This is a genomic window from Maribacter sp. BPC-D8 (assembly GCF_035207705.1).
Lineage (GTDB): Bacteria > Bacteroidota > Bacteroidia > Flavobacteriales > Flavobacteriaceae > Maribacter.
Window position 1 is genome coordinate 3929924 of record NZ_CP128187.1, and the last position, 14383, is coordinate 3944306.

The following is a 14383-nucleotide window of genomic DNA, read 5'->3' on the forward strand; positions in this document are numbered from 1 at the left end:
TTAAGAATCTAGTTGTTGTATTGTAGGTAGCGATTCAATAGCGCCAAAATTTTCAGTGGTGATGGCACCAGCTTTATTAGCTCTAGTGACCATATTGCTTAGAAGATATTCATCGGCTAATAAATTTTCAAGCTTTGCATGTTCTGCAATTTGCTGCAAAAGACAACCTATAAAAGCATCGCCAGCACCAGTAGTGTCTTTAGGTGTTACTTTTATACTAGGTATTGTTTTGCTGAAATTTGATGTGCTTAACAGGGTACCTTCACTACCAAGGGTAACAACTATTATTTGCGTTCCCATTTCATGAAACACTTTACAGGCATCCTCAAGATTATCTTTGCCAGATAGTAACAGAGATTCTTCTAAACTAAACTTACATAGATGAGATTTTCCAATAAAGGCATGGCACTTGCGTGTAAAAACATCTTCTTTATTTTTCCAAAGATCAATTCTAAAATTTGGATCAAAACTGATAAATGCATTTTTTGTTAGTCCGTCAAATAAATACCTGCTGTAGGTTTCTTCTAGCGAACCGCCTAAAAATGCCGTAGCGGCACCAAAGTGTAAAATATTATTTTCAAAACTAGATTTTAGTGATGAGTCATAGGTAAGTTCTTTATCTGCACCACGATTAAAAACGAAATCTCGTTCCCCATCTTCGTCTATAGAAACAAAGGCTAGGGTGGTAAACGTATCACTTTTTTGTGCTAAAGAGATATCAACTTTTTCATTTTTAAGAATGTTTAATAGAAAAGATCCAAAAGGATCATCACCAACACAGCCAACAAAAAAGCTATCGCCACCAAGTTTGCTAATTGCACAAGCAACATTTGCAGGTGCACCACCTGCTTTTTTAGAAAATTCTTTTGCTTTCGACAAATCTTTGCCTTGATTTTCGGCAACAAAATCAATCAACAATTCTCCAATACAGAATACCTTTTTCATAAATTTAAAAAGAAAATTAGGAAGTCTAAGTTAATTAGAAAAAGCAGCTACTTCCTAAACAATCTTAAGTAAATGTCAAATTATAGTAGTTTATAGCTGTTTTTTTCGAATTAATATGTTTCTGGTTTTGGGTCTATTAATGAAATGCATATCTTGAATATCATATTTAAAACACATATTGACCATGAGCATATTTGATGAAATAAAGAAAAAACTGAGCCACGAGTTTATAGATATAGTTGAATGGCTAGATAATACTAACGATACTATAGTTCATCGTTTTGAGCGTTACCAAAATGAAATAAAAAACAATGCACAGTTAATTGTACGCGAAGGGCAAACGGCAGTTTTTATAAATGAAGGTCAATTAGCCGATATTTTTAAGCCTGGCACATACACATTAAATACTCAGAATTTACCCATATTAACCACATTAAAAGGTTGGAAATACGGATTTGATAGTCCGTTTAAAGCTGAGGTGTATTTTGTAAATACACGCCTTTTCACAGATGAAAAGTGGGGAACTAAAAATCCGTTCATGTTGAGCGATGACCGTTTCGGTTTGGTAGAAATACGCTCTTTTGGTACCTATAGTTTTAGAATCAACGATCCAGGTAAATTTATTGTAGATGTAGTGGGTACCGATGGTAATTTCACTAATTATGAAATTAATGAACATTTAAAAAGCTTAATAGTAACCCGTTTTACAGATACGGTAGGTGAAGCTAATTTGCCAATTGAATTATATGCCGCAAACACTAGCGAACTTTCTGAAACATGCCAAGAGGTAATGCAGCCAGAGTTTAATAGAGTAGGTATAGAGTTAGAGAAGTTCTACATCGAAAATGTATCGATGCCAGAAGAGCTTAAAAAAGAAATTTTTGAATACAGCCGTTTAGATAAGTTGGATATGGGCAAATTGGCACAGTTCAAAGCAGCGAAAGCAATGGAGCTGGCAGCAAAAAATGAAGGCGGTACTGCTGGTGCGGGTATGGGCATGGGTATGGGCTTTGTGTTAGCACAACAAATGGGTGGCTTAATGGGGCAACCGGGCACACAACCATTTGGCGGACAAGCTGCACAGCAGCCACAAGCACCACCACCAATGCCAACTCAGATAACTTATTTCTATGCAGTAAATGGGCATCAGTTAGGGCCTGTTGCGATTGATAAGCTGAAAGAATTATTCGCAAGCAGAACAATTAATAGAGATTCATTGATTTGGAAACAAGGAATGGCAAGTTGGACTGCATTGAAAGAGGTAGAAGAATTAAAATCTTTCTTGGGCGGTAATACACCACCACCATTACCAACGGCATAATCTTAAGCAATACGTATACTAACATACCTTTCGAAGATAAGGGATACTTTCTATGGACGATATTCAACAATCGGAGTATAAAAAAGCATGTGCAAATTGTGGGGCAGAGCTAAAATTTAAGCCAGGCTCACATCAATTGACATGCGAGTACTGCGGCTACGAAGAATTTATTGAGCAATCAAAAACGAGCTTTGAAGAATTAGAATTAGAGCATTACTTAAAGATTGTTGGTGAAAATGCTTATACCGAAACTATAGAGCTGTTGCATTGTAAAAACTGTGGTGCCAACCAACATGTAGAAGAAAATTACAAATCGCTTAATTGTGTGTATTGTAGCGAGCCTTTAATTCGAGAAGATATTGAAGAAGAAGGTTGGATCTTGCCAGGCGCTTTAGTTCCTTTTCAGTTAGATTCGAAAAAAGCACAGTCCATCTTTAAAGCCTGGGTGGGCAAAATTTGGTTTGCACCAGACAATCTAAAAAAGGCAGCACTAGATCCAGAAGGTTTACATGGGTTGTATATACCATATTGGACATTTGATGCCAACCTTTTTGCTTCTTACCAAGGGCAACGAGGAGATTATTATTACGAAACTCAAACTTACAATAGTAATAAAGCAAGAAAAACAAGGCAGGTTAGAAAAACAAAATGGACGTATGCTTCAGGTAAAATAGATGGCTTTGTAGATGATATTTTAATAAGTGCTTCTGAAAAGAAACGCAAAGAGATTCCGTCTAAGGTCGCCTTTTGGAATTTGAAAGATTTGGTGGCTTTTAACTCTAAATATCTATCTGGCTTTGTAACCGAAAAGTATACGGTTTCGTTAAAAGAAGGGCATCACAAGTCATTTCAAGAAGCTAAGAATATTGCTTATAATTGGATCAGGCGCGATATTGGTGGTGATACCCAAAGAGTTGCAAATGCAGATATTAAATTATCTGACGAAAAATTCAAACATATTTTACTCCCCATTTACCTAAGTTCATATAGGTATGATGGTAAAGAGTTTAATTTTTATATAAATGGGCAAACAGGGGTGCTAAGTGGAAATAGACCATATTCATTTTGGAAAATTTTCTTTTTAGTGATTTTTATCCTTGTCATAATAGCCATAATTGCGATTTTTGCTAAATGAGTACAAAAAGAACACTGGTTGTAGGTGACATTCATTCAGGATTACAAGCTTTAAAGCAAGTACTTGAAAAAGCAGCTATAACTGAAGATGATACTATAATTTTTTTAGGAGATTATATTGACGGATGGAGCGAGGCTGTTGAAACCATAAATTATCTTTTAGAATTAAAGGAAACCTATAATTGTATCTACCTACGCGGTAATCATGATGAGCTTTGTTATGAGTGGTTAACTGGTAAGGCAGACAACCCAACATGGTTTCTGCATGGTGGCGAAGCAACATCAATTTCGTACGGTAAAGCTTCTGAAGAAACGAAAGATAGGCACATCAAGTTTTATGAAAGCTTAGAGAATTATTATCTAGATTCAGAAAACAGATTGTTTTTACATGCAGGTTTTACGAACCTAAAAGGTATAGAGCATGAATATTTTAAAAAAACGTTCTACTGGGATCGTACCCTTTGGGAATTGGCACTTTCTTTAAATACAGATTTAGATAAAGATCATATTCATTATCCGAAGCGATTAAAAAATTATTCTGAAATTTATATAGGGCACACACCCGTTACTCGTATTGGTAAAACTACGCCACAGAATGCAGCTAATGTTTGGAATATTGATACAGGTGCAGCCTTTAAAGGACCATTAACTGTATTTAATGTAGATACAAAAGAATATTGGCAAAGTGATCCAGTGTACACCTTTTATCCCAATGAAACGGGCAGAAACTAAGAAAACCGTTAACTTTACTAAAAATAGATTGTTTTATTAACGATCTTTGAAAAAAAATAAACTATGTCTACTAAAAATATAAGATTAGAAGTGATGCAGGCCTTAGAGCCTAAGGTAGAAAGTTTCATGGATTCTTTCCTTATAAAACCAGAGGATATATGGCAACCAACAGATTTTTTACCAGATTCTCAAAAGGATACCTTCTTGCAAGAGGTGAAAGATATTCGTGAAGAGTCTAAAGATTTAGGATATGATTTTTGGGTAACCATGGTGGCAGATACCATTACCGAAGAGGCATTACCAACTTATGAATCGTGGTTAATGGATGTTGTTGGTGTTGACCAACACGGTGACCATAAAACGAACGGTTGGGCAAAATGGGTTCGCGCTTGGACGGCTGAAGAAAATAGACACGGAGATGTGTTGAATAAATATCTTTATTTATCTGGAAGGGTAAATATGAAAGAAATCGAGATTACTACCCAACATTTAATTTCTGATGGTTTTGATATTGGTACCGATCGTGATCCATATAAAAACTTTGTGTATACCTCTTTTCAAGAATTAGCTACCAACATTTCGCATAAAAGAGTTGGGCAAATGGCGAAGAAAAAAGGAAATGCCTTATTAGGTAAAATGTGTACTATTATTGCTGGTGATGAAATGAGACACCATTTGGCATATAGAGAATTTGTTAAGACTATTATGGGCGAAGACCCATCAGGTATGATGATTGCCTTTGCAGATATGATGAAGAAGAAAATTGTAATGCCAGCACACTTTTTACGTGAGTCTGGTGGTACAATAGGATCGGCATTTGAGAATTTTTCTAACTGTGCGCAACGCTTAGGTGTATATACTGCACAAGATTATGTAGACATTCTAAGTAAGCTTAATGCGTATTGGGAACTAGAAACTGTTCGTTCTTTAAATGAAGAAGCAGAAAAGGCACGTGACTATTTAATTAAGTTACCTTCAAGGTTAGAAAGAATTGCAGAGCGTATGAAATTTCCTCAAGATCAATATCACTTTAAGTGGGTCGAAGCGAACGGAGCATTATAAAATAAAAAATCCCGATCATTACTGATCGGGATTTTTTTTGCTTTAAACGGTAGATTATAGTTTACCGTGTTTGTGTTCGTCTTGCCACTTTACAAGTTCTGCCCACTTACCTTCGTAACACATTTTAGCTTGTAACGGCCAAGAAGCAGGATCGTGAATCTTATATCTTGTTCCACCAGTATCCAATATTTTTTGACAAGCTTCTAAACTAGCCTCAGAAAGTTCTTTCCATGTTTTAATGCCATGGTCTTTGAACATGCCTTCTATTTTTGGACCAATACCTTCAACGAGTTTTAAGTCATCTTGCTTAATGGTTTTTCCAAAAGCAGCTTTTGCAGCAGAGCCATCAAAAGCCAAAGCGCTACTTGTAGCGGCACCGGCAGCAAAAGAGGCGGCAGATGCACCTAAATTAGTGCTTGGTGCTTTAGGGGCAACCGGAGCAGGCGTTACTACTTTGCTTGCAGCAATTACTCTTTGGTTACACGCATCTAAATCAGCTTTTAATTTACTGTTACTTGCTTTTAGATTATTTAAATCTGACAATTCGCCTTTAAGCTTTGTATTACTAGCGGTAAGACTATTGATTTCAGCAGAGTTGTCTATAACCTTGGCAGAACCTTTTCCTAAAAGGTAACCTAATATACCGCAGATAAGACCTACTAATAATGGAATTATCCAGCACCAAATGTTCATATTTTCAAAATTCATGATTTTACTTATTTATAGGATTAGTGTATGTTTTAATTTAATGTAATAACTGTTCGTCTATTTTTTACTCTGCCTTCTTCAGTGGCATTAGTAGCAATTGGTTGCGTTTGTCCTTTAGACGTAGCAATTATTTTGTCTGCAGCTATTCCGTTTTGCATTAAGTAATTTTTCGCGAATTCTGCTCTGTCTTGACCTAGTCTCATATTTGTACTTGCTTGCCCAGTGGCATCTGTATGACCAACAACGCTAGTTTTAGCATCAGAAACTTTATCTAAATATGTAGATATATCAGCAATTTTTTGTCTTTGTGCAGCATCTAAATTTATTGATGCCTCTGCTGTATCGAAGTAAAGAATTAGCGGATCAGCTTTTATTTTATCATATAAAGCCTTTAGATCATCATCTGCAGTGGCAGATTTTTCTTCAAGACCAAATGAAGCAGCTCCCCAATAGGTACCATCTTTAGGGATCATCTCATCCATAAGTTTACCTTGGGTATTAATTTGAGCAGTAGAAAATCCTTTAGAAGCTAAATCATTTTTAATTGAGTTTGCTCTTGCAAGTCCTAAATTAGGGAACGCAGTATTGTTCTCTTCTTCGCTTGTGTAATATCCGGTTACGTTTATAACATTACTTCCATTTGACTCTAAATGGCTTTGTAGACCAGAAACTCCTTGGGTCAATTCAGCACTTAAAGGCACTAAAATGTCGTGAGACGAAATGTTAAAGTTATAATTGTCATTGGTGTTGTAGGCAAATCCGTTTCCGTCAATTGCGAAGGGATACGATGTTGCCGAGGGCTCTTTTACGATTACCTTTTCTGCAGCGGGCTCCGTCGTTGTAACTGCTGCACCGCATTCGCTGCAACAAGTTATAAAGAAGTAAGTACCGACTACAATGGTAATCAACATCAATAATAAATACTTGATTGTTCTTGTCATTGTACGTAATGTTTAGTGTTTAGCGCACAATTTATTAAAAAAATCTTAAAAATGTTAAAAGATTCGCACCTAATTACCTTACAATCAACATTATCTTAATATTAGATATGTTAAAATACATACCATCTATACAATAAGAGAGTGAAACGATAAAAAAACAGTATAGTGCAACAACTATTATTTGCATTTTTACGTAAGTATTAAAACGGTATATATCTCCCCACAAAGTTTGGGCATTGCATATATAATTTCAAGTTTTGAGTTAGTTGGTTAAAAAATCCTGTCCTCTTGTAGTCGATAGGATTTTTTTATGTCTAAAATTGAAGGTATTAATTACCCAACTATACACTATTTGTGTAAAGCTGTACAGAATTAGTTGAAACGAGTAAAACAATTTACTAGTTTAATACAGAGGTATTTACACTATAAAATGAAGAAAAAATAAAAGGTATTATAAATTTCCTTTGCATGTTTATTGTTCTAGGGTTGCAAACTTTGCTTCATGGTAGTTGGTCAAACGAACCAACCAATTGAAAAGCAGCCTAGTTATTAAACATACAAAGGAATTTATGTTTTTGTTATAGATCAAACTTTATACCCTGTGCTAAAGGAAGTTCAGTAGTATAATTAATAGTATTAGTTTGTCTTCTCATGTACACTTTCCAAGCATCAGAACCGCTTTCGCGACCACCGCCAGTTTCTTTCTCACCACCGAATGCTCCACCAATTTCAGCACCAGAAGTACCGATGTTTACATTGGCAATACCACAATCACTACCCCAAGCAGAAAGAAAATGTTCTGCTTCACGAAGATTATTTGTCATAATAGCAGATGAGAGTCCTTGTACCACACCATTTTGAATAGCAATGGCATTTTCAACATCACCAGAATATTTTAATAAGTAAAGAACAGGAGCAAATGTTTCATGTTGTACAATTTCGAAATCGTTTTTAGCTTCTGCGATTGCAGGCTTAACGTAGCAACCACTTTCAAAGCCGGCACCGTCTAGTACGCCACCTTCAACGATTAATTTTCCACCTTCTTTAACCACTTTTTCAAGAGCCATTTTATATTGGGCAACTGCATCGGTATCAATTAATGGACCTACGTGATTGTTTTCATCTAACGGGTTACCAATTCTTAATTGTTGATATGCAGCTACAACAGCTTCTTTTACTTGATCATACATAGATTCGTGTATGATCAATCTTCTTGTAGAAGTACAACGTTGACCCGCAGTACCTACCGCACCGAATACGGCACCGATAACGGTCATTTTTAAGTCAGCATCTGGTGTCACTATAATTGCATTGTTACCACCAAGTTCAAGTAAAGATTTACCAAGTCTGGCTGCAACAGCTTGAGCAACTATTTTTCCCATTCTAATAGATCCCGTAGCAGATACTAACGGTACTCTATTATCTTGTGTCATTAATTCACCAATCTTATAATCGCCGTTAATTAAACAAGAAATACCTTCAGGTAGGTTGTTTGCTTTCAAAACTGCAGCAGCTATATTTTGACAAGCAATACCACATAGCGGAGTTTTTTCTGATGGTTTCCAAACACAAACATCACCACAGATCCAAGCAAGAGCTGTATTCCAAGCCCAAACGGCTACAGGAAAGTTAAAAGCAGATATAATACCGACCACACCTAATGAATGATATTGCTCGTACATTCTATGCCCAGGTCTTTCTGAGTGCATAGTTAAACCGTGTAATTGACGAGAAAGACCAACTGCGAAATCGCAGATATCTATCATTTCTTGAACCTCGCCTAAACCTTCTTGGTAGCTTTTTCCCATTTCATAAGAAACAAGTTTACCTAACGGTTCTTTAAGCTCTCTTAATTTGTCGCCGAATTGTCTAACGATTTCACCACGTAGCGGTGCAGGTTTTGTTCTCCACTCTTTAAAAGTTGTCGTAGCAGTAGACATTACTTTTTCGTAATCTGCTTTTGTCGTTGTTTTGACCTTTGCAATTAATGAACCATCTACTGGTGAGTATGATGAAATAATATCGCCTGATGAAAAATTGTTAGATCCAGTTGAAGTACCCTCGTTAACATCTTTAATTCCTAATGCTTTTAGAGCATCGTGTATTCCGAAATCTGCTGCTATTTTTGACATTTTATAACTTTTTACGTGATTTATGTTAGATATATTACAAAAATACAAAGAATTTTATCCAATAAGACATCTAATTTTTGCTAAGAAAATTTAACAATACACCAAAACATAATACCTAATAAAGCTGGTATACTTTGAACAATAAATATTCTTTTGCTTACTGATAAGGCGCCATAAATACCAGCAATAGCTACACAGCCTAAAAAGAAGAGTGCAACGTTTGCAGACCATGCAGCATCGTCTATAAAAAACGACCATAGTAAGCCTGCTGCCAAAAAACCATTATAAAGTCCTTGATTAGCCGCCATTTGTTTGGTGGGGGCGAACAGATCTTTTGGAAAATTTTTGAATACTTTTCTGCCAGTTGTGGTCCAGGCAAACATTTCAAACCAAAGAATGTATATATGGATGACTGCTACCAATGCAGTAATAATTTTTGCTACTATAATCATGATTCTTTAGCTATAAAACGTTCGTCAACAGGCATAACAGTGCCGCAATTATCACAAGTTCTTAATTCTTTTGAGCTGTAAAAATGTTTGAAGTGAGATAAGAAATCTTTTTCTATATCATGTAGGGTGAAATAGGTTTCATATAGTTTGTGGTTGCAATTGTCGCAGAACCATAACAGACCATCGTCAACATTCATGTCTGCGCGTTTTCGTTCTATGACTAAACCAATAGAGCCTTCTTTACGAACAGGAGAATGCGGTACTTTTGCAGGATGCAAATACATGTCACCCGGTCCTAATTGCATGGTACGTTTTTTGCCATCTTCTTGAATGTGAACTTCGATATGACCTTCAAGTTGATAAAACAATTCTTCAGTTTCGTTATAGTGGTAGTCTTTTCTGGCATTTGGTCCGGCAACGATCATAACGATGTAATCGCCCGCATCTTTATATAAATTTTTATTTCCAACAGGTGGCTTGAGAGAAGCTCTGTTTTCTTCTATCCATTTATTAAGATTAAATGGTGCTTGTATACTCATTTCTGTGATTTTTAGTGAAAGTTAAAGAAACGATCATTTCTCACCTAAAAGGTAAGCATAAAAAAAGCCTTTGGGTTAGAAAGGCTTTTATAAAAAATAAGATATCACCTAAATTACTTCACAAACATTTGAGTATAATAATAATCTCCATTACTGCTTTGAATAATGCTGATTGCCGAGTAGTTGTATTCGCCTTCAATATTCTTTTTATGTCCCGGATTTTTCAACCAAGCTGCAAAAGCATCTTCTATAGTTTCATAGTTACGAGCAACATTTTCAGAAACAAAATCAGCATTTAATCGCTCAGAAATATATTCTGCCCGTTTACTAAAATTATCATGACTTGTACTTTTTTTAGAAATCATATAATTGGTATGAAGGCTCGCATAATAATAGGTAGCGTTTTCAAATTCCAATTCGTTTAAACCTAAATCTGTTCTATAGTTATTTATTAGTTCAAAAAGTTCAGCTTCAATTGTGGTGTGATTCTTAGATGAGGCTAACGTGTATTTTGTTAGTGTATATTCAGAATTCTCTTCGTAATCTGTAGAATTTTGGGTTTTGGAGCAAGAAGATAAAAGGACTAAAATTAAAGCGGAAAAGATGAAGGTGGATTTCATAAAGGGAAACTATTTTTTTAGTGAGTGCCAAAAATAGTCCCGTTGATGACCGCTAGAAGTAAAACATCTATAGAGGGGATAAAATATTCGTTAAGTGACGAATAATTAACATATTAAGTATCATAACGAAAAAGCGCCATAAATTTCATCGTAATAAAGTGCACTTTATACGATTTTTCTCACTTTATGTAAATTGGTAATTTTGCAGACCGATACTTGCTAAGCTAAATTAAGGTAGTCTCTTCTTTTACCTAATGATATAAGATTAGTTTATTGCTTGTAAAAAAGTTGGGTAAAGTAATAGTTGCCTAGGTCATCTTTCTTTACACTTATACCTGTATGTGTAAAGTCGCCTTCCATCGTTTTTTTATGGCTGCTACTAATGTACCAACCTTCAAAAGCCTCCAAAGCAGATTGATAGTCTTTGGCAACATTTTCTGCAACCATTTCAACGCTTATTTCAGAATCGATGTTAGATGCTCTCGAGCTAAAATTATCGTGGCTAATGCTGCCTTTAGATATCATGTAGTCGGTGTGAAGGTTAGCATATTTATATGCTACATCACTAAAAGCTAATGTGTTGGTTTTTAGACTTAACCTGTGCGCATTAACAATGTCTAGTAGGTCCTGCTCTATAGTTAAAACATTTTCAGCTTCAAGTACCGGCGTATCATCTATAGAGTCGCTAGTGCATGAACCAAGAAAAAGTAATAAAAAGACAGGGACCGCGTAAAGCAATCTCATTTTCATATAAGTGTCTTTAAATTGTGTAGCCTTTCGGCGTAGCGCAGTAGGTAATAAAGTTAAGAGTGTTCTAAGCTCTCGTAATCGATTTGGGTTATCGATGTAGTAATATTATTGAAAAATTAAACGCAGGGCGGTAACAAAAATGCATATTCGTTAAAGTGTACAAAAAGTTAGATTAGCGGACCAACAGATTATATAATAATAGGTTCATCAGAAGACTCTTTTTGAAGCGCTTCATTTTGTAAGACCGTATCAAAAATTAATGCACCTATATCTTTAATAGGTTGATAAAGAATTGATTCTTGCTTAGTCTCCTCATCTAATAAATTAAATGTGCTGTCCATTCTATCAAAAAATATAAAAGCAGCACCAAGCAAAATAGCAACTTTTAAGGCACCGAAAATTCCTCCAGCAATTTTGTTTAATGCGCCTAGCATTGCGAAGTTGGCAACTTTAGTTAATAGTTTTCCGATTAAATTTACAATGATGATGATGAGTATCAATGTTATTATAAACGCAATGATACTCATGTTGCGTTCATCCCAGTTTAAATGCTCAGATAAATAGTTGCCCGTTATGTAAGAAAAATGGATTGCCCCGAAAATACCTGCAACAAGTGCTACAATAGATGCTATTTCCATGAATAGTCCGTTTTTATATCCCTTCCATAGACCCCATATTAATGGTAATCCAAGTAAAATATCTAAAAGTCCCATTCGTAAAGTGTTTTAACAAATATAGAACTTTGATTTGTACCTTTGCAAGGTCTATATCATAGATGAGATTGAAGGAAATTATATGGCTAGGGATATACAATTAAAAGAACGATGGGATTATTTGGTAGAAAAGCTTTCAGGAAAGTTTTCTGACGGTGATCCATTAGAATTAGATGCTATTATTTATTTGGTAGGAGTTCAGGAATTAGGACAGTACCATAGAAAATATAAAAAAGATGATAAATTAGATTTAATGCATATTGCAATATGTCGTCTTTTAGAACCTTACGGATTTTATGAATTCAGTTTTTTCGATGAAGACGGTTGGCCTCATTATAATGTAATGGAAGAATTACCTTCTTTGAAAGCCGGAGAGCAAACGGTACTTATGAAAGAAGCAATAGTTGGCTATTTTGTAGAAAAAGAGTTTATTCAATAAACGATGAAGAAGCCTTATTACGCTGTTATTTTTACTTCTACCAGAACAGCTGGTGATAATGGCTATGGCGATATGGCAGATTTCATGGAGCAGTTGGCAAAAAAACAATCTGGTTATATTGGTATTGAAAGTGCCAAACAAGAAATAGGAATTACTGTAAGTTACTGGGAGAGCCTAAATGCAATTCACGATTGGAAACAACAGGCAGATCATCTATTAGCTCAAAAAAAAGGATTATCAAATTGGTATGATTCTTATACGGTTCGCATTTGTTTGGTAGAACGAGAATATAGTTTTAACAGAAACACATAATACTTCACATCGCTTCGAAATTCGCTGCTTTGCATTAATTTTTATTTCCGCTATATTTAGAGAAATAACTTAAAGCACATGTCAAGGCAATTTATAATATCATTAGATCAGGGTACAACGAGCTCTAGGGCTTTATTGGTAGACCATGATGGTACCATTCAAGGAATGGTTCAAAAAGAATTCAAACAGATTTTTCCTAAATCAGGTTGGGTAGAGCATGATCCGAAAGAAATTTTAGCTTCTCAGATGGCTGTATTAAAAGAGCTTCTTGAAAAGGAAAAAGTAAAACCAAAAGAGATAGTTGGGATAGGAATCACTAACCAACGGGAAACAACGGTAGTTTGGGATAAAAATACAGGAGAGCCTGTTTATAACGCTATTGTGTGGCAAGACAAACGTACGGCAGATATTTGTGAGCATTTGAAAAAAATCGGACTCACAGAGCATGTAAAGACAACTACAGGCTTGGTCATTGATTCTTATTTTTCGGGTACTAAAGTAAAGTGGATTCTCGATAATGTTGAAGGCGCCAAGAAGAAAGCTCAGGCGGGCGATTTATTGATGGGTACCATCGATACTTGGTTGGTTTGGAACATGACAAAAGACCATAATCACGTAACTGACTATACCAATGCTTCACGTACCATGATTTATGATATCGTAAATCTAAAGTGGGACGATAAAATGTTGAAGGCATTAGATATACCTAAAACCATGCTGCCAGAAGTAAAACCTTCTGCAGCGAATTTTGGAGACTATGAAATTGACGGAGTAAAAATTCCGATTGCAGGTATTGCGGGTGATCAACAAGCGGCATTATTTGGTCAAGCTTGTTTTAAGAAAGGATCTGCAAAAAACACCTACGGTACTGGTTGCTTTATGTTGATGAATACTGGTGAGAAACCACAATTTTCTAAAAACGGACTATTAACCACTATCGCATACGGTATAGATGGTAAAGTTAATTATGCATTGGAAGGTAGTATTTTTATTGCTGGTGCGGCGATACAGTGGTTAAGAGATGGTTTAGAGCTTATTAAAGATGCTAAAGAAACAGAAGACTTGGCAAATTCAATAGAAGGTGAGAATCCTGTTTATGTGGTTCCAGCGTTTGCAGGTCTAGGTGCACCGTATTGGGATATGTATGCAAGAGGAGCCGTTTTCGGTTTAACTAGAGATACAGGCAAAGCCCATTTGGCAAAGGCGACCTTAGAAGCACTGGCATATCAAACAAAAGATATTTTAAAGGCTATGGAAGATGACTCGGGCATTCAGCTAAAGAATTTACGGGTTGATGGTGGTGCGTGTGCAAACAATCATTTAATGCAATTTCAAGCAGATATTTTAGATTCTGAAGTGCACCGACCAGAAATTATAGAATCTACCGCTATGGGTGCTGCTTTTCTCGCAGGTATTCAAGTAGGTTTTTGGCAGCAATCTGATATTGATCAAAGCCGACCAATCGACCGAATTTTTAAACCAACTTTTGACCGTGTAAAAAGAAAACGTCTGTACAAAAAATGGCAAAAGGCAGTTGAAAGATCAAAAGGTTGGGAAGAAGAGGAATAGTCTAGTAATCAATT

The 14383-nt window shown here is 35.7% G+C and carries 16 protein-coding genes; 7 read left to right on the forward strand and 9 right to left on the reverse strand.

Annotated features, from left to right (window positions below):
- On the reverse strand, nt 1-945 hold the full coding sequence (locus tag QSV08_RS17240; RefSeq protein WP_324024949.1) for a carbohydrate kinase family protein: 945 nt from the start codon (nt 943-945) through the stop codon (nt 1-3).
- Nucleotides 946-1129: 184 nt separating this feature from the next.
- On the opposite strand from QSV08_RS17240, the gene QSV08_RS17245 reads away from it, so the two are divergent.
- The 4 genes from QSV08_RS17245 (at nt 1130) to QSV08_RS17260 (ending at nt 5194) form a co-directional block, all read left to right on the forward strand.
- The gene (locus QSV08_RS17245) at nt 1130-2266 is read left to right on the forward strand and encodes an SPFH domain-containing protein (protein ID WP_324024950.1); all 1137 of its coding nucleotides are present in this window, start codon (nt 1130-1132) and stop codon (nt 2264-2266) included.
- A 52-nt stretch (nt 2267-2318) separates the two neighbouring features.
- Nucleotides 2319-3401 carry a DNA helicase PriA gene (locus QSV08_RS17250; RefSeq protein ID WP_324024951.1) on the forward strand — a complete coding sequence of 361 codons (1083 nt, stop codon included), beginning with the start codon at nt 2319-2321 and terminating at the stop codon, nt 3399-3401.
- On the forward strand, nt 3398-4132 hold the full coding sequence (locus QSV08_RS17255; RefSeq protein ID WP_324024952.1) for a metallophosphoesterase family protein: 735 nt from the start codon (nt 3398-3400) through the stop codon (nt 4130-4132). Before QSV08_RS17250 ends, QSV08_RS17255 begins: the two co-directional genes overlap by 4 nt.
- A 63-nt stretch (nt 4133-4195) precedes the next feature.
- On the forward strand, nt 4196-5194 hold the full coding sequence (locus QSV08_RS17260; RefSeq protein ID WP_073241046.1) for an acyl-ACP desaturase: 999 nt from the start codon (nt 4196-4198) through the stop codon (nt 5192-5194).
- Between the two features lie 54 nt (nt 5195-5248).
- Here QSV08_RS17260 and QSV08_RS17265 read toward each other — a convergent pair whose 3' ends face one another.
- From QSV08_RS17265 to QSV08_RS17300, 8 genes are all read right to left on the reverse strand, one after another.
- Nucleotides 5249-5902 (reverse strand): hypothetical protein, encoded by a 654-nt coding sequence (locus QSV08_RS17265; RefSeq protein WP_324024953.1) that lies wholly within the window; start codon nt 5900-5902, stop codon nt 5249-5251.
- Nucleotides 5903-5934: 32 nt separating this feature from the next.
- Nucleotides 5935-6843 carry an OmpA family protein gene (locus tag QSV08_RS17270; protein WP_324024954.1) on the reverse strand — a complete coding sequence of 303 codons (909 nt, stop codon included), beginning with the start codon at nt 6841-6843 and terminating at the stop codon, nt 5935-5937.
- A gap of 578 nt (nt 6844-7421) precedes the next feature.
- Entirely contained in the window at nt 7422-8975 is a 1554-nt protein-coding gene (locus QSV08_RS17275) for an aldehyde dehydrogenase family protein (RefSeq protein WP_324024955.1), read from the reverse strand.
- Nucleotides 8976-9055: 80 nt separating this feature from the next.
- Nucleotides 9056-9427, reverse strand: coding sequence for a DUF1304 domain-containing protein (locus tag QSV08_RS17280; RefSeq protein ID WP_324024956.1), 372 nt, complete (start codon nt 9425-9427; stop codon nt 9056-9058).
- A complete protein-coding gene (locus QSV08_RS17285; RefSeq protein WP_324024957.1) occupies nt 9424-9966 on the reverse strand; it encodes a 3-hydroxyanthranilate 3,4-dioxygenase in 543 nt (180 codons plus the stop codon). The genes QSV08_RS17280 and QSV08_RS17285 overlap by 4 nt, the downstream gene beginning before the upstream one ends.
- A gap of 113 nt (nt 9967-10079) precedes the next feature.
- Complete coding sequence (locus QSV08_RS17290; protein WP_324024958.1) at nt 10080-10586, reverse strand: CAP domain-containing protein; 507 nt, start codon at nt 10584-10586, stop codon at nt 10080-10082.
- A gap of 270 nt (nt 10587-10856) precedes the next feature.
- Nucleotides 10857-11336 carry a CAP domain-containing protein gene (locus QSV08_RS17295; RefSeq protein ID WP_324024959.1) on the reverse strand — a complete coding sequence of 160 codons (480 nt, stop codon included), beginning with the start codon at nt 11334-11336 and terminating at the stop codon, nt 10857-10859.
- Nucleotides 11337-11524: 188 nt separating this feature from the next.
- A complete protein-coding gene (locus QSV08_RS17300; RefSeq protein ID WP_324024960.1) occupies nt 11525-12049 on the reverse strand; it encodes a CvpA family protein in 525 nt (174 codons plus the stop codon).
- 82 nt (nt 12050-12131) lie between these two features.
- On the opposite strand from QSV08_RS17300, the gene QSV08_RS17305 reads away from it, so the two are divergent.
- From QSV08_RS17305 to glpK, 3 genes are all read left to right on the forward strand, one after another.
- Nucleotides 12132-12488: a hypothetical protein gene (locus QSV08_RS17305; RefSeq protein ID WP_324024961.1), complete on the forward strand. Its 357-nt coding sequence runs from the start codon at nt 12132-12134 to the stop codon at nt 12486-12488.
- A 3-nt stretch (nt 12489-12491) separates the two neighbouring features.
- The gene (locus QSV08_RS17310; protein WP_324024962.1) at nt 12492-12800 is read left to right on the forward strand and encodes an antibiotic biosynthesis monooxygenase family protein; all 309 of its coding nucleotides are present in this window, start codon (nt 12492-12494) and stop codon (nt 12798-12800) included.
- 78 nt (nt 12801-12878) lie between these two features.
- Nucleotides 12879-14369, forward strand: a complete 1491-nt coding sequence (glpK, locus tag QSV08_RS17315; RefSeq protein WP_324024963.1) for a glycerol kinase GlpK — start codon at nt 12879-12881, stop codon at nt 14367-14369.
- Nucleotides 14370-14383 lie beyond the last annotated feature (14 nt).

Coding starts and splice junctions, on each gene's coding strand:
- QSV08_RS17240 (WP_324024949.1), bottom strand. CDS start 945: ATGAAAAAGGTATTCTGTATTGGAGAATTGTTGATTGATTTTGTTGCC.
- QSV08_RS17245 (WP_324024950.1), top strand. CDS start 1,130: ATGAGCATATTTGATGAAATAAAGAAAAAACTGAGCCACGAGTTTATA.
- QSV08_RS17250 (WP_324024951.1), top strand. CDS start 2,319: ATGGACGATATTCAACAATCGGAGTATAAAAAAGCATGTGCAAATTGT.
- QSV08_RS17255 (WP_324024952.1), top strand. CDS start 3,398: ATGAGTACAAAAAGAACACTGGTTGTAGGTGACATTCATTCAGGATTA.
- QSV08_RS17260 (WP_073241046.1), top strand. CDS start 4,196: ATGTCTACTAAAAATATAAGATTAGAAGTGATGCAGGCCTTAGAGCCT.
- QSV08_RS17265 (WP_324024953.1), bottom strand. CDS start 5,902: ATGAATTTTGAAAATATGAACATTTGGTGCTGGATAATTCCATTATTA.
- QSV08_RS17270 (WP_324024954.1), bottom strand. CDS start 6,843: ATGACAAGAACAATCAAGTATTTATTATTGATGTTGATTACCATTGTA.
- QSV08_RS17275 (WP_324024955.1), bottom strand. CDS start 8,975: ATGTCAAAAATAGCAGCAGATTTCGGAATACACGATGCTCTAAAAGCA.
- QSV08_RS17280 (WP_324024956.1), bottom strand. CDS start 9,427: ATGATTATAGTAGCAAAAATTATTACTGCATTGGTAGCAGTCATCCAT.
- QSV08_RS17285 (WP_324024957.1), bottom strand. CDS start 9,966: ATGAGTATACAAGCACCATTTAATCTTAATAAATGGATAGAAGAAAAC.
- QSV08_RS17290 (WP_324024958.1), bottom strand. CDS start 10,586: ATGAAATCCACCTTCATCTTTTCCGCTTTAATTTTAGTCCTTTTATCT.
- QSV08_RS17295 (WP_324024959.1), bottom strand. CDS start 11,336: ATGAAAATGAGATTGCTTTACGCGGTCCCTGTCTTTTTATTACTTTTT.
- QSV08_RS17300 (WP_324024960.1), bottom strand. CDS start 12,049: ATGGGACTTTTAGATATTTTACTTGGATTACCATTAATATGGGGTCTA.
- QSV08_RS17305 (WP_324024961.1), top strand. CDS start 12,132: ATGGCTAGGGATATACAATTAAAAGAACGATGGGATTATTTGGTAGAA.
- QSV08_RS17310 (WP_324024962.1), top strand. CDS start 12,492: ATGAAGAAGCCTTATTACGCTGTTATTTTTACTTCTACCAGAACAGCT.
- glpK (WP_324024963.1), top strand. CDS start 12,879: ATGTCAAGGCAATTTATAATATCATTAGATCAGGGTACAACGAGCTCT.